The organism is Agriterribacter sp. (assembly GCF_035444585.1).
In the GTDB taxonomy this organism is placed as follows: Bacteria; Bacteroidota; Bacteroidia; order Chitinophagales; family Chitinophagaceae; genus Agriterribacter.
In genome coordinates this window covers 1-18896 of record NZ_DAOMOZ010000081.1, presented here as the reverse complement: position 1 = coordinate 18896, position 18896 = coordinate 1, and the positions used below count along the sequence as shown (strand labels likewise).

Annotated in this window: 14 protein-coding genes; 6 read left to right on the top strand and 8 right to left on the bottom strand. The window is 42.4% G+C overall.

Annotated features, from left to right (window positions below; all coding sequences use genetic code 11):
- Nucleotides 1-105: 105 nt before the first annotated feature.
- The 4 genes from PLH26_RS10555 to PLH26_RS10540 all read right to left on the bottom strand — a co-directional run bounded on the left by PLH26_RS10555 (nt 106) and on the right by PLH26_RS10540 (nt 6764).
- Nucleotides 106-2034: a menaquinone biosynthesis decarboxylase gene (locus PLH26_RS10555; protein WP_324585979.1), complete on the bottom strand. Its 1929-nt coding sequence runs from the start codon at nt 2032-2034 to the stop codon at nt 106-108.
- Between the two features lie 196 nt (nt 2035-2230).
- Complete coding sequence (locus tag PLH26_RS10550; RefSeq protein WP_324585978.1) at nt 2231-4702, bottom strand: TonB-dependent receptor; 2472 nt, start codon at nt 4700-4702, stop codon at nt 2231-2233.
- A 160-nt stretch (nt 4703-4862) separates the two neighbouring features.
- On the bottom strand, nt 4863-6146 hold the full coding sequence (locus tag PLH26_RS10545) for a prolipoprotein diacylglyceryl transferase (RefSeq protein WP_324585977.1): 1284 nt from the start codon (nt 6144-6146) through the stop codon (nt 4863-4865).
- 201 nt (nt 6147-6347) lie between these two features.
- Nucleotides 6348-6764, bottom strand: coding sequence for a BrxA/BrxB family bacilliredoxin (locus tag PLH26_RS10540; protein ID WP_324585976.1), 417 nt, complete (start codon nt 6762-6764; stop codon nt 6348-6350).
- Nucleotides 6765-7001: 237 nt separating this feature from the next.
- On the opposite strand from PLH26_RS10540, the gene PLH26_RS10535 reads away from it, so the two are divergent.
- Together PLH26_RS10535 and PLH26_RS10530 are read left to right on the top strand one after the other, a co-directional pair.
- Complete coding sequence (locus PLH26_RS10535; RefSeq protein WP_324585975.1) at nt 7002-7442, top strand: Hsp20/alpha crystallin family protein; 441 nt, start codon at nt 7002-7004, stop codon at nt 7440-7442.
- 208 nt (nt 7443-7650) lie between these two features.
- Nucleotides 7651-8937, top strand: a complete 1287-nt coding sequence (locus PLH26_RS10530; protein WP_324585974.1) for a hypothetical protein — start codon at nt 7651-7653, stop codon at nt 8935-8937.
- A 69-nt stretch (nt 8938-9006) separates the two neighbouring features.
- On the opposite strand, the gene PLH26_RS10525 is transcribed toward PLH26_RS10530, so the two are convergent.
- Nucleotides 9007-9831: a glutaminyl-peptide cyclotransferase gene (locus PLH26_RS10525; RefSeq protein ID WP_324585973.1), complete on the bottom strand. Its 825-nt coding sequence runs from the start codon at nt 9829-9831 to the stop codon at nt 9007-9009.
- 249 nt (nt 9832-10080) lie between these two features.
- Between PLH26_RS10525 and PLH26_RS10520 the strand changes: the two genes are divergently transcribed.
- Complete coding sequence (locus PLH26_RS10520; protein ID WP_324585972.1) at nt 10081-11349, top strand: T9SS type A sorting domain-containing protein; 1269 nt, start codon at nt 10081-10083, stop codon at nt 11347-11349.
- 35 nt (nt 11350-11384) lie between these two features.
- Here PLH26_RS10520 and PLH26_RS10515 read toward each other — a convergent pair whose 3' ends face one another.
- Entirely contained in the window at nt 11385-12743 is a 1359-nt protein-coding gene (locus PLH26_RS10515; RefSeq protein ID WP_324585971.1) for a hypothetical protein, read from the bottom strand.
- Between the two features lie 295 nt (nt 12744-13038).
- Between PLH26_RS10515 and PLH26_RS10510 the strand changes: the two genes are divergently transcribed.
- Nucleotides 13039-15537, top strand: coding sequence for a M1 family aminopeptidase (locus PLH26_RS10510; RefSeq protein WP_324585970.1), 2499 nt, complete (start codon nt 13039-13041; stop codon nt 15535-15537).
- Between the two features lie 72 nt (nt 15538-15609).
- Here PLH26_RS10510 and PLH26_RS10505 read toward each other — a convergent pair whose 3' ends face one another.
- Both PLH26_RS10505 and PLH26_RS10500 read right to left on the bottom strand, forming a co-directional pair.
- Nucleotides 15610-16143: a DUF6691 family protein gene (locus PLH26_RS10505; protein WP_324585969.1), complete on the bottom strand. Its 534-nt coding sequence runs from the start codon at nt 16141-16143 to the stop codon at nt 15610-15612.
- Nucleotides 16144-16182: 39 nt separating this feature from the next.
- Complete coding sequence (locus tag PLH26_RS10500) at nt 16183-16746, bottom strand: YeeE/YedE family protein (protein WP_324585968.1); 564 nt, start codon at nt 16744-16746, stop codon at nt 16183-16185.
- A 210-nt stretch (nt 16747-16956) separates the two neighbouring features.
- On the opposite strand from PLH26_RS10500, the gene PLH26_RS10495 reads away from it, so the two are divergent.
- Together PLH26_RS10495 and PLH26_RS10490 are read left to right on the top strand one after the other, a co-directional pair.
- Nucleotides 16957-17319: a BlaI/MecI/CopY family transcriptional regulator gene (locus PLH26_RS10495; protein WP_324585967.1), complete on the top strand. Its 363-nt coding sequence runs from the start codon at nt 16957-16959 to the stop codon at nt 17317-17319.
- Between the two features lie 3 nt (nt 17320-17322).
- The gene (locus tag PLH26_RS10490) at nt 17323-18531 is read left to right on the top strand and encodes a M56 family metallopeptidase (protein ID WP_324585966.1); all 1209 of its coding nucleotides are present in this window, start codon (nt 17323-17325) and stop codon (nt 18529-18531) included.
- Nucleotides 18532-18896 lie beyond the last annotated feature (365 nt).

Genomic DNA, 18896 nt, shown 5'->3' with positions numbered 1-18896 from the left:
AATTACATCTTTCTCAAGGGTTTAGGGTTGAAACTAAAGGGGGCTCATTTCCATGGGCCTCAATTTTTTTATATATACGCCAACAATTACGCTTCAACATGTTGCTTAGTCTTCTACCACGGCTTCACTTCCGTACATCTGGCTTTTATATTGCAATGAAGGGGAAGGAATGAACCTGCCAATGCCGAGCGCATCCCATTTTTCATCTACCGCGCCAATAGTAGCATCATCGGCAACAATGATATTGGGCCAATCGCGCCGAAAATCGTCCCATTCTTTGGTTTTGCGCGTACCATCCAACCCCAGGCAACAAAATGTTTTACCGGGCTGCGCAACAGCAACCTGCTCAAACAGGAAATTATCTCTTTTAGGATCAAGGTTGTTGCAAAACCGCCATAATGCCACAGGCAGGTTGGCCGGATCTACATTATGCTCCACATACAGGATCATTTTAATGCTTTCTATCCCGGCAACCTGCTCGCAAATGCGTTGGTGCAACTCCCTTATATGGCCTTTTTTATTTTTTTTAACCGCCACCAGCAAACAGGGTATGCCCATGCCGGGCAGGGATGTATTTGCGTGCGCTATTTCGGGAAAAGCCGACAGCAGGTGCTGTTGCTCCACTTTTTGATGTATGGCGTGCAATTGATGGCTTTCATCCCGTTCTTCTTCAAACTTCCGGGTACCGTCAATACACATTTTTCCGCCAAATCCCATTTTGCTGCAGCTGTGATCCAGCACATCCATGGGGCCTGTGGCAAAAAAAACATCTTTCGAAACATCCAGGTTTTCAAATACCTGCTTCGCCAAACCGGTATAATCCCTGATATTGGCATGCTCATCCGCTATAACCAGTATTTTATTGAACATCATTTGCCCGGCGCCCCACATGGCATACATCACTTTTTGTCCCTGCCCCGCGAACTCCTTCTTTATTTTGGCAATGACCAGGTTGTGGAAAACGCCTTCAACCGGCATTTCCATATCTATGATCTCCGGCACCATCGTCATTTTAATGGGCGCCAGGAAGATCCTTTCGGTGGCTTTGCCCAGCCAGGCATCTTCCTGAGGGGGTATACCCACGATGGTGGCGGGATACACAGCATTTTTTTTATGTGTGATGCAGGTAACATGAAAACGGGGATACCAGTCGGGTAAAGAATAATAACCGGTATGATCACCAAAAGGGCCTTCCCATATCAATTCATCGGCAGGATCAACATAGCCTTCAATAATAAAATCCGCATCGGCCGGCACTTCCAGTTCGGGCTGGGTGATACATTTAACCAGTTCTACTTTTTTTTTCCTTAAAAAGCCCGCCAGCATGTATTCATCCACATTTTCGGGCAGCGGAGCCGTGGCCGAATAAGCATATACAGGATCCCCACCCAGTGCAACGGCAACGGGCATGCGCTTTCCGGCTTCTTTATAGCCGTTGTAATGTTTCGCCGATACTTTATGCTTATGCCAGTGCATACCGGTAAGCGTTGGACCAAAAACCTGCATCCTGTACATGCCCACATTTCTGATACCTGTGCTTAAATCTTTGGTATGAATTACCGGCAATGTAACAAAAGGCCCTCCATCCCTGGGCCAGCAGGTGATCACCGGCAATTTTCCAAGGTCGGGATTGTCCATCACCACTTCCTGACAGGCTCCCCTCCCACTTTTTACTTTAGGCATCCACGATGCAAACTGACCCAGCTTAGGCAAAAGGTTCAGCTTGTCTATGATGCTTTCTTTGGGTTTGGTAAGCAGCTTAAAAAGCGCTTCTATTTCTTTGGCTACATCATCAAGATGTTGCACGCCCAAAGCCATCCCCATTCTTTTTTCACTGCCATAAGCATTCATCAGCACCGGGAACGCATAGCCGGTATTTTCAAACAATATCGCTTTGCCGCCATCGCCGCTTTTACTTATCCTGTCTGTTATTTCGGCCATTTCAAGGCGCGGATCCACATAGGTCTTTACCCTCAACAGTTCCCCTGCGCTGTCTAATGCAGCAATAAATTCCTGCTGATTCTTATAAGCCATATGCCAAAGTATTTTGGCTCAAAGATAAAGCAAGCGCAGCCATCGGCCGGTTATATTAAATACCCTGATCAAATCGAAAAAAATCCCACTGGGAACAGCGGGATCAAAAACCAAAACATGAGAAACTAACCTATTTGATAATTTGAAATTTTAAATTTGAGATTTAATATTAATGCCGGATTCATTTCAAATCCCATTAATTCGCCTGGCCTGCCCTGTCTAATTCTTCGGAAACACCTGTTGCCCTTTTGCGGGATGGTGCAATGGTACTTTTTCCGAAACGATAGGTAAAGCTTGCGGTAACCTGCCGGCTGTCCCAACGGTTTCTTATCTGTACATCCACATCACCATACTTCATGTAGCCGCCAAACTTCTGCCAGCCAAAAGGATCCCTGAAATTGAGGCGTACTGTTGACTTACCTTTCATGAGCGTTTTCTGCAAGCCGATGGTCATCTGGTACATTTCATTCATCACCAGCAGGCTGTTCAACCCTTTCGAGCGGTAAAAACCACTCAGCTCTGCCGAAAATCCCCGGGCCAAAGTGAAGCTGTTGCTGAGGTTTATCAAATACGCTGTATTGGAAGCATTGATCGGATCGCCATTGTATATTCCTTCGTAATGATTGTTGTAGAGGTTTACAAAAAGATTTGAAGTAAACCACGATGTCCACCTGAACGGAGCGGTAACCGACAATCCTATGTTACGGAATCGCGATACATTTTCGGTGGTTTGAAAAGTTGTTTTTTCGTCTGTGTTCTGCCGCAATATCTGCGAGATCACATCCGTGGTTCTGCTGTAATTAACACTGGTAATAAATTTCCCTTTAAATGAATGGCTTAATTCAATATTATGACTGAACTGCGGCAGCAGGTAGGGATTGCCCTGCTGGTAGGTCAATGAATCCAGGAAATAAATGAATGGGTTCAGATCCTGGTAGCTGGGACGGTTTATCCTGCGGCTATACGAAAGCGTAAGCTGGTTGTTCTTATTCACTGCATAGCTAACAAATGCGGTGGGGAACAGGTTTGTATAGTGTCTTTTGAAAGAAGAATCATTGGTTACCTGGTAGCCTTTTGTATTGGTGTTTTCGGCCCTTAGCCCTGCCTGTGCGCTCCATTTTTCACTCAGCTTCTTATTTACATTTATATATGCCGCATTGATATTTTCTTCATAAATAAAGTGATTCGAACGATAGTCATTTTTCCATTCTTCTCCGTCGTAACGGGTATAATCAACGATATTGTTGTTTTTAACATAGCTGACTTTTATACCTGCTTCAATTTTAAAATCGTTTTTAAAAGGATGTACATAATCTGTTTTAAAAGAATAGATATCAATGTTTGAAGGAAGATGGCCTTTGAGCAATACCGGTTCACCCATGGTGCTGCCCCATTTATCCAATACGTTCGTTGTTAACAGCACATCGGAAACATTATCATACTTCACGTAATCCAGATCAATCGTAAACTCTCTCCCCGAACTGTCGAAGCTATGTTTATAATTGATGTTGCCGGTATAGTTCCTGAACCGGATGCTATTGTCTGTTGTGGAGTACAGTCCGGATTGCAGGCTTCCATCAGGATTATAAATGCTGGATACGGTTGAAGGTGCAAAATTCCCGAAAAAGCCAAAGCCCGTAAACACTACGCCCAGCACATTTTTATTATTGATATAGTAATCGGCGCCCAGTTTGGCACTGTGATTATCCGCATTTCCGTTAAAAGTGGTGCCTAAAGCCGCTGAGGCATTTAAAGTGCCATCTTCATTATAGAAGTTGCGCATAATGGTCAGCTCATTTCTGCGTTTATTGAAATTGGGGTTATAGCTGCCAAATATGTTGATCTTGCTTTTCCTGTAGTTGAAGTTCAGGCTGTTCTGCGATTTTGGCTGCACATATAAAACGTTTCCTTTCGGGAAAAAACCGGCCGTAGCACCTATCATTATGCTTCCGTTCAGTCCCATTTTAAGACTTTTTTTGGTTTTGATATTGATAATGCCCGAATTGCCCGAAGCATCGTATTTTGAAGAAGGGTTGCTCATGATCTCTATCTGGTCAATAGCAGAGGCAGGCGTATTTTTGAGCAGATTAGCCAGATCTTCTGCCGACAGGTAGGTAGGTTTGCCATCCATCATTACAATAACGCCGGCTTTTCCTTTCAGGCTTATCACGCCGTCATTATTTACAGTGATACCTGGTGATTTTTCAAGCACTTCCATTACGGTTGCCCCGGCATTGCCAGGCGCAGCATCTACATTCACTACCAGTTTGTCTATCTTTTGTTCGATCAGCGGTTTTTTAGCAGTAACCACTACGGCCTTCATGTTCCTGCTTTCCGGCGTAAGGCTGGTAGTGCCGGTTTGGACAACCCCGCCTGCGGAAGAGACCTTGAAGGGGGCAGTATACTTTTTCTCGAATCCCACAGAACTGATGAGCAGCAAAAACGAACCGTTCCCGGGAGAAACAATTTCAAATTTTCCATTTTTATCTGTCACTTCCATTTTAACAACCCCCGAATCTTTAGCAGATAAAAGGGTAACAGTAGCCGCTTCAACAGCTTTTTCGCCATTTTTTACGATACCGGTTATTTTCGTTCCGTTCTGAGTTTGTGCCTGTATGATAAGAGCGCTGAAATTAACAACAGCCAGGAGCATCAATAGTTTTTTCATTGCAGTTCGTATTTTGTCTTACTTAAATTGTAAGACAAACCTATGGTACTTTGCAATGCATAGTACATAGTTTCACAATGGACGGTTTAAATCAATGATATTTGGTAATACATAGTACTATCAAGATAAGTTGATGCTCTTAAAACAAACTTAGGTTACGCTATGTTTTTGGGACCAGGGAACGGGCGTAATTTTTAAACCAAAAGAAAAGCCCAATACCGGCTATTATTAATAAAGTGGAAATAATTTCTGCCTGTGTGGGATGAAACCCGAAAATATCATATTTCGTATTTACACGGATCTTTTCAACAAAAAAACGTTCCAACCCGTTCAGCACCAGGTAAATGGAAAACATTTGACCCGGAATGGTTATTTTTTTCCGCAGCGCCATCAATACCAAAAACAAAATTAAACAGGTAATGATCTCATAAAACGGAGTAGGGAAAACAGGAACAGGCAGGGCGTTGCAATGGTCGCCGGTACAATCAGCCATTTTAAATCCCTGTTCGTTTACATTATGCGGGTAGGCGTATGCAACCGTCCATTCGGGAAGAAAAGACGGCGCTTTTACCGCTATACGGGGTATGCTGTCGGTTCCGAACTCACTTAAATAAACCGTTTTATGGGTTTCAAGCGCTTTTTCAAAATCTCCGGGGCCTGCTTCTACCGCCTTTCCAAACTCGGTGGTTACATAGGCGCTGTTCAAAATACCCCAGTCACCATCTCCACTCACCTGGCAGCCGATCCTTCCCAAAGCATAGGCCAGCATTAAAGTAGGTGCTGCTGCGTCAATAAGATGCCGGATGCTGATCTTCTTTTTGCGGGCATACCACAAAATGGCAGCAGTAGCGCAGATCAAACCTCCGTAAAATGTAAGCCCGCTGGGTGATAATAAATTTTCAACGGGGTTTTGTATAAACCTGTCCCAGTTTTCGAGGTTATCAAAAACTTTGGCGCCGATAAATCCGAATATAGCAGCATATATGGTAATATCGCCTACCCGTTCATGTGGCCATATCCGTATCTTTCTTTTTTCGGGCTTTGCCAGCTTTTGCTTCCCCTTTTCACGATACTTCAACCCTGCAAAGATCAACGCCAGTATAATGCCCCCGGCGAAGCTTCCCCTGCCGGAAAAAATATATTCCTGAGGAGGTATCTGATCGCTATTGAGAAAAATACCCAATGCTTTGTACCCTACTATAAATCCCAATAATGCATTTATCAATAACTCGGATAAGGAAGCAGGCTTACCAATAACGATCGTTTCTTCTACCGGGAACAAAAGCCCTTCTCTTTCTTTTCGCTTGAGCTCATTGGCCAGTACTATGGCAGAAAGGATAAAAGCAATGGCAACAAAAAAACCGAAGGCGTTCACAAATTTTGTCCATGCCCACGGCTCAATTCCAAAAGTATCTTTAAGAAAAAAATATAGGTTGGGATACATGTTACACTATTGGTATGAGGTACAATGTTAGTTTAAAATTGCGGATTGAAACAATAAACCGGTGTTTTATATCGCACAGAGATCATCACAAAGATCATAGGAAAAACCGCTCGCAAAAAACCATCCGCATATAACAATATATTATTCATCATAAAAAATCCCGCTCTCAAAAGAACGGGATCGAAAAAAATATATCAGTGGTCAGTTGCAATGCTCTTCAAATGCAGCAATAAGGTTGCCGGCAATAAGCTGGGCCGGTTTTCCTTCTATTTGATGACGTTCAATAAAATGCACCAGCTGCCCGTCTTTAAACAATGCTATTGAAGGAGATGATGGCGGGTAAGGCAGGAGGTGCGCTCTTAAAGTACTAACAGCATCAATATCAAAGCCTGCAAAACTTGTAGTAAGCTGATCGGGCTTTTTGGGCGCATTTGCCACAGCCATCAGCACGCCCGGCCTTGCACTTCCTGCTGAACAGCCGCATACAGAATTGATCATTACAAGAGTTGTGCCTTTCTGCTGTAAAGCATTTTCTACTTCCTGGGGAGTTAATAATTCGTTGAAGCCCTTATCGGTTAACTCCTCTTTCATGGGTATTACAATTTCTTCGGGATACATTTCTTGAATATTTTAAGTTTGATTTAATTTCTTCCGTGCTGCAAAGTTAATCAAATCTTTCCTTATTCATCATTAAGTCATATTGTCGCAAAAACTAAACAATAAATGACATTATGTCTCATCATAATAGCTTTTAACAGCCTTTCCTGCAAAAAAATCACTTTCCCAACGGGTGGAACACAGTTTGATCATTACGGGATGTAAAACAAAATCATTAACATTTAAAAATAGCAAATTATGACACTCCTAAAAGTAAACGGCTCACCGGTAAAAAAAGCCTATACCGGTTTTTTGGATGACTGGTTCAACGAATGGACAAACTTCGGCAAAGATGATGAAACCGTTCAATGGAAAACCGTGCCTGTAAATATCCATGAAACGAAAGATGCTTATCATCTTGAACTCAACGCGCCGGGACTAAAAAAAGAAGATCTTAAAATCAACGTTGAAGACAATGTATTGACCATTTCTTACGAACAAAAAGAAGAAACCAAAAGCGAAGATTATAAAACCGTTCGCAGGGAATTTAAGCACTACAGCTTTAAACGCAGCTTTACTTTAAACGACAAAATTGATTCCGGTATCATCCAGGGCAAATATGAAGACGGCATATTAAAAGTGCATATACCTAAAAAAGCGGAAGCACAGGCTGTTAGCAAACAGATAGAAATCCAATAATATGGTTTCAACTTTCATACAAGATGAGGTGCAGAGTTTTGAAGCAGGCCGGCTCCAATGGAAGCCGGCCTTATTTTTTATAAATTATTAACATTCAACTACTGAACATAACAGGCATGCAGGATTAAGCGTTATACTTTGTCTGAAGTTTGGAATAAAACAGTAAATTTGCCTTACTAATTTTTTAACCCACAAAAAAACCAGCAAATTGATCAATAATAAGTTTGCTTTCATCCTGGTTTTATCTTTAGGTTTCATCCTCCCGTCGTTTTCTCAGGTCATAGATTCACTGAAAATAGACACGGCTAAAACCGATACTATTTTCCGGACTATCCCCCAGGAAGATTCGGTACTGAGGATCAGGAACCTGAATCCTTATATTACCTTGCATGTAGACTCTACCCTGCAGTATAAACTGGATATCAATAAAGATCAGTCTAAATATTACTGGTTTCTTACCAATTCTCCCGTTGGGTTGAAGGTTGACAGAAACAGCGGGCTGCTGACTTTTAAGGCCGAAAAAGCTTTCTTCCTTTCCGGCAGGCTCAAATATGACCTTGAATATAAAGTAGACCTGGGTGTGCAGAACCTCGATGATCCCACAGATAAAATAGATACTTCTTTTACTTTGCTGTTTTTTAATACGGAGATCATTCCCTCAAAAATAAAACCCAGCGTTAATAACATATTGTATGTGGATGAGGGCGACAGCATCAGCTTTAAAGTTCAGTGTGAAGATGGGAACTTCCCTATTGAAAACATTACAATGACCAGCAATTACCCGCTTAAAACCATTGGAACGGTAGCCAAATGCGGAGATGATTTTAAATGGTCGCCCCCGTTCGGCTTTGTTAAGCCAACCGACAAGGATAAGCAAAGAGAGGTGATTGTTAATTTTGTAGGCGCCAACAAGTTTAATGTGCGGGATACCGCAACCATACGGATTGTAGTAAAAGAAAACATCAATTACCCGCAAAAGGTACTTGAATACAATGAAATAGTAAGAAGCATCCAAAACTATTCGAACCGGTTGAAAGCCACTTTTATGGAGTTGGATAAGCAGATACGATCAACACGCGGTACCCGTACCACCTTCGATCTTACTTCAGCGGCCTCTTCATTGGGGGGAACTGTTTTTTCATCCTTACCAACAGACGGGCAAAAAACTGCGGGCAAAATATTACCCAGCGTCGGCGTAGCCATGGTGCCTGTAAAAGAATCGGTATCACCCGTTAAAAAAGAGGAACAAAATTCTGCAACGCTGGTGCGCAACAGCATCAAACGCCTGGATTACCTGCTCCAGAATAATGTGCTGGTAGGCGAAAAAGATCCCGAGCTGGTCAATAAAAGTCAGAAACTGAGAGATGAGCTCAAGCAGATACAATTGCAACTGATAGAAGTGCCGATTGTTGAATTCGGCGATTCGCCCGAAGAACTGGATAAGTATTTCAACAATCCTAAAGTAGCCAAAAAATACCGCATGAAAAAATCGTAGCGGGGGAGGTATCAGGTTTGAGGTATCAGGTTACAGGTAACCAGAAACCATAAACAATAAACAACAAACCTAATTTAGCTTCACTTCCAGTATTTTCGGCCACAGCTTACCGGTTACAAACAAGCGGTTTGATGCAGAATCCCATGCAATGCCATTCAGCACAGCGCCCTGCTGTACGGATTTCTTATCGTAATTGATGTTTGCAAATCTTTTGAGCGCATCGGTAAAATCGAGTATTCCTGTTACCAGCCCCGAAGAAGGATCTATTTTCAGGATATAATCGGTTTCCCATTGATTCGCATATACGTATCCGTTAATATACTCCAGCTCATTTAAATTGTTAACCGGACCCAGGTGATTGTATACCGATACGATCTTCATTAGCTTAAAATCGCCCGGACGAACAAAATACAATTTATCGGTTCCGTCGCTGATGATAAGATTAACATTGTCGTGCGTAATTCCCCAGCCTTCCCTGTTCCAGTATATCGTACGAACCTGTTTCAAGTCCCTGAGGCTGTATACCAGAACCAGGTGATCCTCCCACGTTAGCTGGTAAAGGGTGTCATTTAAAATGGTAATGCCTTCTCCAAATAAATCAGGATCCAGATCTATCTTCTTTTCAACAACACCCGTTTTATAATCCACTTTTCGCAGGGTAGACTCTTTTTTTTGCCCGGTACCTTCGTACAATTGATCTTTATAGTACACAAGCCCCTGGGTAAACGCCAGGGTGTCGTGCGGATAACTGTTCTGCACGGAGTAGCCGACCGGGGAAGGGGCAGGTATGTTGCTTTCAGTAATACCAGCGTCTGAACCGGGAGAACGGTCGTTGCTGTTACAGGACCAAAGTAAAAACATACAACAACCGCAAACGAAAATATTTTTTATCATATCATAACCAATTGCTGCAAAAATAAAGTTTTGGGCATGATGTATGCTTCCTGAGCTATATTTTAACCGGCAATTATCACCCTGTCGTCGAAAACCATGACTGCAGCCAAGACCGGTTCGGAATTTTATATTACTTTGCTTCCGCAACAGCATTCCAAACGCAGGCGAAGCCTGGTCCAATTCCTTCTGATTCTCCAACTTCACGATAAATTTAATATCATATTGAAAAGCTGATTATAAAATCAGCCAATGAAATCTTTTCTGTTCATCAGCATACTTTGCTGTACTTCATTGTGGGCGGCTGCACAGCGCAGCTGCGTAACAACCCAATACTGGCAAAGCCAGCTCAATAATGATGCGGCTCTGCGCATGCGGTATACCCAGCTTGAAAACAGTGCAAAAACGCGTTCGGCCATATCAAAAAAAGAGCAGGGCAGCGATGTTGCAGACGTACCGCTCATCACCATTCCCGTTGTAATACATGTATTGTATAATAGCGAAGAGCAGAATATCAGCAATACGCAGATACAATCACAGCTCAACGTACTGAACAAAGACTTCAGGAAGCTGAATGATGATACAGCCCGGATACCGGCATTTTTTGCTCCTTTGGCCGCCGATTGCAGGATCCGCTTTGAACTGGCCAAGTCTGACCCTGAAGGACGTGCCACCACAGGGATCATCAGAAAAAAAACAGATCGCCTGTACTGGCAGCAGGACGATAAAATGAAATTTTCGGCCTCGGGTGGCAATGATGCCTGGGACAGTCGTTATTATCTTAATATATGGGTGTGCAACCTCACCAAAAGCTTACTGGGCTATTCTACTTTCCCCGGCGCATCGCCCGAAAAAGACGGAGTTGTAATACGCACGGATGTATTTGGCGCTACAGGCAACGGCAGTTCGGCCTATAATAAAGGCAGAACAACCACACACGAGGTAGGACATTGGCTGAACCTCAAGCACCTTTGGGGTGACACAGACTGCGGAAGCGATGATGTTGAAGACACACCGCCTCAGAAAACATTCAACAGCGGCTGCTCTTCGTTCCCCAGGATCGCTGAAAACGGGTGCAACCCGGGCCCTGGTGGCGACATGTTTATGAACTTCATGGATTTTTCTGACGATGCCTGTCTGCATATGTTTACCTATGGACAACGGCAAAGGATACACGATCTGTTTGCCGCATCCGGAGCCAGGGAAACCATCCTTTATTCCACCGCCCTGAACGAGCCCCGGAATTCCGCCGCCTTACCGGAAGAGCAGGTCAATACAGGCGCCGGATCGCATCTGGCTATATTTCCCAACCCCGCATCAGCCACTATTACACTGCGGTTCAACAATGAAAAGCTGCTTACACCGAAAACATATCATATTTATGATATTACGGGTAGATTGGTTCAGGAGGGAAAAAACGAAAATGGAAGGGTTGTCATTAATGCTTTATCGGAAGGAGTATACTTTATAAAGCTACAACAAGGTGAACAGGTGCTGATGGCCAAATTCATAAAGAAGTAGAAAGAGCCGGTTAACTAACCCCCGGGATGAATCATTCATGGCACAACGGGCACAAATATACGTATCGTATCTTTAGCGCCATTAAGGTTCTCATCAATATAGATCAGATCAGTGCCGTCCCTGCTTTTTCTTTCCAGTGTTTTTCGTATAGAAGACAATATTGCTTTTTTCCCCGCCGGTGTTCGCTTTTCATTCTTAGAAATACCGGTAGGATCCCTATCTTCTTTGGCTGAGCCCGGTAAACCGGGCTTCTCCTTTTCAACAGCCGGAACTTTATCTTCCTTTTTTACAACCAATGGCGCCTTATTTTTTTCAGTAACTGCTTCAGACCCGGCAGTTCTGTTTTCATTGCTGTTTCCCTTATCTCCCGGCGTTATAACAAAAGGAAGATATTTTGTATCCTCATTGTTGATTGTATTTTTTTCTGTTCCGGACTTTACCGAAGAAGTTGTTTGAGGAATATCATTCTTCGTTTCTTTTACTACAAAAGGTTCAGGGGCTTTTAATGGTTCAGTTACTGCGTTATCTTCCTCTTTTTCTGTTTCTGATATTGAAGATTCTACTGTTTTTGCATTCTCAGGTTCGTGGATCTCTTTTACCACAAACGGTTCATATTTTTTTTCTGCGGTTGCCGTTAGGATATTCTCCGACTTTTCCGCGGCCCCCGCTTTAGAAGATTTTCCGGATTGTACGCTGTTGGTTTTCCCGGTTTTCTTTACTGCGAATGAGGCCGGCTTTTCATCTTCAGTTATTGCAGCAACGGGAGCGGCTTGCGGCAGTGTTGCAAGGGCAACCTTATCCTTATCCTTGTCCGTATCCTCATCAACAGGTTTTTGTTCGGGAACTGTGCTGCCATGTATCGCTTTCGAAGGATCGTCACTTACAGCAACGGCAGGCGCAGCTTCCTTCTCCACAATTACGAGCTGCCGGCGGATGGTAGGATCGTTTACCGCTTCGGCAAGCATAGATGAAAACGGGTCATTGCTGATCACACCCGGGGGCGGGACAACATTGTTTTCTTTTACTTCCGGATGACGGGCAACCGCCGTTCCCTTCATTTCTTCTTCATGCTTAAGGCTCAGCAAATGCAATCCATCGCTTCCCTCAGCTTTCAGCACAAAGCCAAGGTCGGCTTCGTTGATGGTGCAATTGAAACGCCATTCCGGTTCTTTTTTACCGGGGAAGCCAACTATAATTTCGTGTGTATTTTTTTGGAGCCCGGGAATCACCAGATAACCATTTCCCGAAGAGTTAAAAATTTCAGAACCTGTGCGTACATAAAATTCCTGCTGATCCTCAGACTGGATGTATATATAATATTGCTGCTGGCTAAAAACAATGTTAACCAGGAAACAGATAAGGAAGGTAAAAACCAGTTTCCGCAGTACGTTCATTAAACTATAAATTTTGCTTCAGCACGGTTTCATGTCTTTAAACCCTAAACAAAACTACTGGAAAAGATGAAACTGTCACCACTCATATAAAAAAAACATTATTTGCTTATTTATACCGGAATTTTGCAGCGTTAATAAATCGTAATAAATGTTAGTATTATTGTGTTGCGGCAATGCAATGTAAACCGTTAAATATAATATTGCTGCTAAATATCGTTAATCTGTACGTTTCACAGCTAAAAAGGTGAACAGGGTATATTTTTTGACAACAGTCTTTTATCAAATTCAATTATACGTGAAAAAATTATTGGTTCTATTATGCATTGCCGCATTCCCGGCATTGTTCCGGGCGCAAACTGCCGGCACAACTGCCGATTCGCTGTTAAGCATTTACCGGGCAGTTCCCGAAAAAATAAATGATCTCGTGCATACCAAGCTGGAGGCCCGTTTTGATTATGATAAATCATATATGTACGGGAAGGTATGGATTACGCTTGAGCCCCATTTTTACAGCACCGATTCCCTTGTACTGGATGCCAAAGGAATGGAAATAGAAGCGGTTGCCATTGCAAAACGTACTGTTACCACACCTTTAAAGTACCAATATGACGGTAGGCAGTTGCATATCAAATTAGATAAAGTATATAAGAAAGGAGAACAATATAAAATATACATTAAGTATATTTCAAAGCCCGATGAACTGGCCAAAGGCGGAAGTGAAGCAATAAGAGATGACAAAGGATTATACTTCATTAACCCGCGGGGGGAAGACAAAAACAAGCCTACGCAGATCTGGACGCAGGGTGAAACAGAAAGCACTTCTGTATGGTGCCCAACCATAGACAAACCGAATCAAAAATGCACCCAGGAGTTCTTCCTGATCGTACCGTCTAAATATGTAACGCTCAGCAATGGCAAACTTTTACAGCAGCAAAAAAATGCAGATGGCACAAGAACCGATTACTGGAAGATGGATCTCCCCCACTCTCCTTATCTTTTTTTTATAGGTGTGGGCGATTATGCCATTGTTAAAGATATTTATAAAGGAAAAGAGGTAAGCTATTATGTAGAAAAAGAATATGCCGGTGTTGCGAAGAAAATTTTTGGCAATACACCCGAGATGATCGCCTTTTTCGAAAAAATTACCGGCGTATCGTATCCCTGGCCAAAATATTCGCAAATAACAGGCAGAGATTACGTAAGCGGTGCTATGGAAAACACCACAGCTACCATGCACCAGGAAAATGCACAACAGGATTCCCGACAGTTGCTCGACGGCAATAGCTGGGAAAGCACCATTGCTCACGAGCTTTTTCATCACTGGTTTGGCGATTATGTTACCGCCAAAAGCTGGAGCAACTTAACGGTAAACGAATCCTTTGCCAATTTCAGCCAGGTGCTGTGGAAGGAATACAAATATGGGAAAGACGCCGGGGATGCTGAAAATTATAAGGATATGCAGCAGTATCTCAGCAGCCCTGAAGATGCAAAGAAGATATTGGTCCGTTATCATTACAAAGATAAAGACGACATGTTTGACCTGGTGAGCTACCAGAAAGGAGGCAGGATATTGAACATGCTTAAAAACTATCTCGGCGAAGATGCATTTTACCAGGGACTGCACCTGTATCTTACCTCCCACAAATTCAACAATGCCGAAGCGCACCAGTTAAGGCTGGCACTTGAAGAAGTGAGTGGCAGGGATCTGAACTGGTTTTTTAATCAGTGGTATTTCGGCAGCGGTCATCCCAAACTCAACATCCATTATGCCTATAACGACAGCAGCAAAACGGTTTCGGTGAATGTAAAGCAAACTCAGTCTGAACCGGCCTTTATTTTGCCGGTAGCCATAGACATATATAATGGGAAGAATAAAACCCGTCATAACGTTTGGGTAGATAAAAAAGACCAGGCCTTTACATTTACGGTTGCCGTTGAACCCGATCTTGTAAACTTTGACGGGGATAAGATACTGCTTTGTGAAAAGAAGGAAACAGGCAAATCACTTGCAAACTATATACATCAGTATTATACTGCCGGATTGTATGTTGACAGGCGGGAAGCGATAAGCGCATGCGCCTTGCTGCAAGACAGCACCGCTGCCGTGGATCTGTTAAAGACCGCGTTGAAGGACAGGTCACGGGAATTGAGGATATTCGCGCTCCATTCGGCAGATCTGAAAAAGGAAAATGTAAAACAGGTTGTTGAATCCACCATCTTTTCGGTTGCCAGGGGCGACCAGGAACCTACAGTGAGGGCCGAAGCTTTAATGGCATTGAGCATTTACGACAAACCCATTTACAGGGAACTGATACAAAAAAGCGTTAATGATTCTTCCTACAGTGTGGCGGGAGCGGCCATACTGTCTCTGAACCAGCTTGATAAAGCCGCGGCATATGCAGAAGCAAAAAAATTATCGGCAACGAAAACAAAAGATAAAATGGCTGAAGCGATAAGCAATGTTTTTGCCGAGAACAGCAAGGTAGAAGACCTGGATTATGTTCTTAACTGGTATAATGCCCTGCCTTTCGGGCAGGCAAAAGTTGAGAATGCAAATACCGTAGCCTATTATGCCATTCAGGTCAACAACACCGAAGCTGTAAAAAAAGCTACGGATGCATTGGTTGCATTTCGCGATCAGATCCCCTCCGCCTATCAAAAAGATATATATCCTTTTGTAAACAATGTACTGCTCAAAACCATAGCTACCCAAAAAACTGCCATGAAGAATATTTCTTCCAATGCCGCAGAAATACAGGAGCAGATCGATTACATCAACAGTAAGATCAAATAGTGGCGTGGGGGTGCGGCATTTTAAGCAAAGGTGAACAGACTGGCTGCGGCAGACAAAGCAATACTGCCTGCTTTAATGCGGCAGCCTGTTCATGAACCGCCCGTATACCCAGGTTCCGGCCACCGCACTTAACAGGGTTATTATAATTACGGTAGCGCCTGTTCCTATCTGAGCATACAAAGGACCCGGGCATGCGCCGGTAATAGCCCATCCCAGTCCGAAGATCAATCCGCCGTAGATCTGGCCTTTATGAAAACGCTTGGGCTCCAGGTGAATTTTTTCTCCTTCTATTGACCGGGCATTGTATTTTTTGATCAGCGCCACACCGATCATGCCTACGATCACTGCCGAACCAATAACGCCATACATATGAAAGCTTTGCAGCTTAAACATTTCCTGTATCCTGAACCAGGAAACGATCTCGGCTTTTACAAATACGATCCCGAAAAAAATACCCAGCAAACCATATTTAATATTGGAGACAAGCGGCCTGTCTAAGGTGCTTTCATTTACGCACATGGCATTTTGTGAGCGCACTTCGTAGTCTGTGTTTCCCAAATCTATTTTTAAGGCGGAGGTTTCAGCTTTCTTTTCTTTAATCAGCATATTTGAATTTGTAGTTTATAGTTTTTGGTTTGTAGTTTATTACAACTGCAGAATATAGGGAAGAATGAGCCAGGTCATAACAAATCCGCCTGTCATAAAGCAGCAGGTAGCCACAAGCGATGGCCATTGCAGGTTGCTGAGCCCCATAATGGCATGGCCGCTGGTGCAGCCCCCGGCATAGCGGGTGCCGAAGCCTACCATAAAACCGCCAACAACGATCATAATGAAGCCGCGCAGGGTGAATAATTCTGTCCATGAAAAAAGATCCCGGGGCACAATTCCGTTATAATCTGTTACGCCATAAGCCGCCAGTTCTTCCGACAGGTGAGGATGAACCTGCACCGGCTCCGGGTTGGCCAGCCATTGAGCCGCCACTACACCGCCTAATAAAATACCAGCCACAAAAAAAAGATTCCAGGCTTCCTTTTTCCAGTCGTACCTGAAAAACGGAATCCTGGCAGGAACGCAAATGGCGCAGATATGCCGCAGCGAGGACGATATACCAAAGGTTTTGTTGCCGAGCAGCAGCAAGGCGGGCACGGTCAGTCCAATCAGGGGTCCGGCTACATACCAGGGCCAGGGTTGTTTAAGCCATTCAAGCATAAATGTAATTGTTTATGGTGCAATTTAAGCAATAAGCTTAAGTAATGAGAAGGCCCATCTTCAAACAAATAAGCAGTTGCTATTCAGGTTTAATAAGCTCTGCCTGTACTGCCAAATCTATGTAAAGGTCCACTGGGGTTATAAAAAAAATTATAAAATATTTCACTGAACTATAAAAATAGTTCTATATTTGAACTATAAAAATAGTTTATGAGACCTCTTACTAAGGCAGAAGAACAAATAATGAAGGTATTATGGAAGTTGGAAAGTGGGCTATTGATGGAAATAGTAAAAAATATGCCCAAACCACAACCACACAAAAATACTATTGCAACAGTCCTTAAAACAATGGTGGATAAGGGCTTTGTAGAAACTGAAAATGTTGGAAGGTTTTTCAGATACCGTCCGGTAATTACAAAAGAGCAATATTCAAAATCAACGCTGGATAATGTTGCAAAAGGATATTTTGAAGGATCTTTTACCAATGTTATTTCATTTTTGGTAGATGAAAACAAATTATTAGTTAAAGATCTGGAGCTTTTATTGCAACAAATAAAAAAAACTAAGAAATAGTATATGGATACATTAGCATCCTTCCTCATCAAATCAATTTTTGCCAGTGGTATTTTGTACCTCTATTATCAGGCTGCACTTAGGAATAAAAAATTTCATTCCTACAACAGGTTTTATTTGTTACTGTCAATAATGATTAGTCTTATAATTCCTTTCATAAATTTCAGATGGCTTTATATTGTGGAATCACAAAACACTCCGCTGACTACTTTTGTATCCATTGTAAATTCTCCGGCCATAAGCGGTCCAGCTAAGCTTTTTACTACCGGCGCTGTATTATTGTGCACTATTACATTTATAAGTGTTTTGTTGCTTTTTCTTTTAGCTTCAAAAATAATGTGGATTTATAGAATAAAGCGAATGAATACGAATACAAAAATGAGGGGATACACCTTAATTGAAACAGAAGTTAATCAGGCCCCATTTTCTTTTCTCAGCAATTTATTCTGGAAGCACGGGCTTTCTGCAACAGACATCAATGGGAAAAAAATTTTAAATCATGAGCTGACTCATATTATGCAATACCACACTTATGACAAATTATTTGCCCAAATTGTGTTTTGCATATTTTGGATGAACCCCTTTTACTGGTTAATACAAAGAGAGTTAAATACGATACACGAATTTATTGCAGATGCAGCTTCTGTTGAAAATGGCGATACAGCATCTTTTGCAAAAATGCTTCTTCATTCTCATAATGATGGCAGCTACCTTTCACCATCTCATTCCTTTTTTAATTCATCAATAAAACGCAGGTTAAATATGATTAGTTTATCAAACAAAACCCAATATTCCTATTTAAGGAAGATATTGGCACTCCCAATTACTTTGATTGTATTAGCCGTTTTGTCTGTCAGTGTTAAAGCGCAATCAGATACAAAAACAAATCTTCAAACAGCAAAAAAAATTCAGAAACCTATTGAAGATACTATTCCAAAATCCACTTCAAAACCTTCCAGGCAGAATTTGGAACCAATAACAGTAATCGGGCAAAAGTCAGACAAAAACCAAAGTCTGGTACCGATAACAGTAATCGGACATAAGTCAGATAAGAGCCAAAGTTTGGAACCAACAACAGTAATCGGACATAAATCAGATAAAAACCCAGGTTTGGAACCAATAACAGTAATCGGACATAAGTCAGACAAAAAGCAAAGTTTGGAACCAATAACCGTAACCGGGCAAAAACTATCGCCTAAAAACAAACGATAAAACGTCACATCTTTTCTTAAATACTGAGGCAGAAAATATCGTTGGTGCATAAGTCTCAAATTTTTCGATAACTCCACCAACACAAGAGAAAGCTATACCAAAATGTAGATTGTGTATTAAATGAAATGTCGTACAAAACTCCGCTTTGCAGGTTCTCACATTTTCAAATTTTCAAATTGCCAAATTGCCACATTCCCCCATTTTCACATTAAATCCTTATAACTGATCAACTGTATATTTAATTTTTTAATTAATGCTATGATCTCCCCATCTGTCCATATATCCACTACTCCCTGCCGGTCTGCGGCTACATCTTCATATCCGATATGATGTATGGCCCGCATTTCCGGCGTATCAAACGCGGG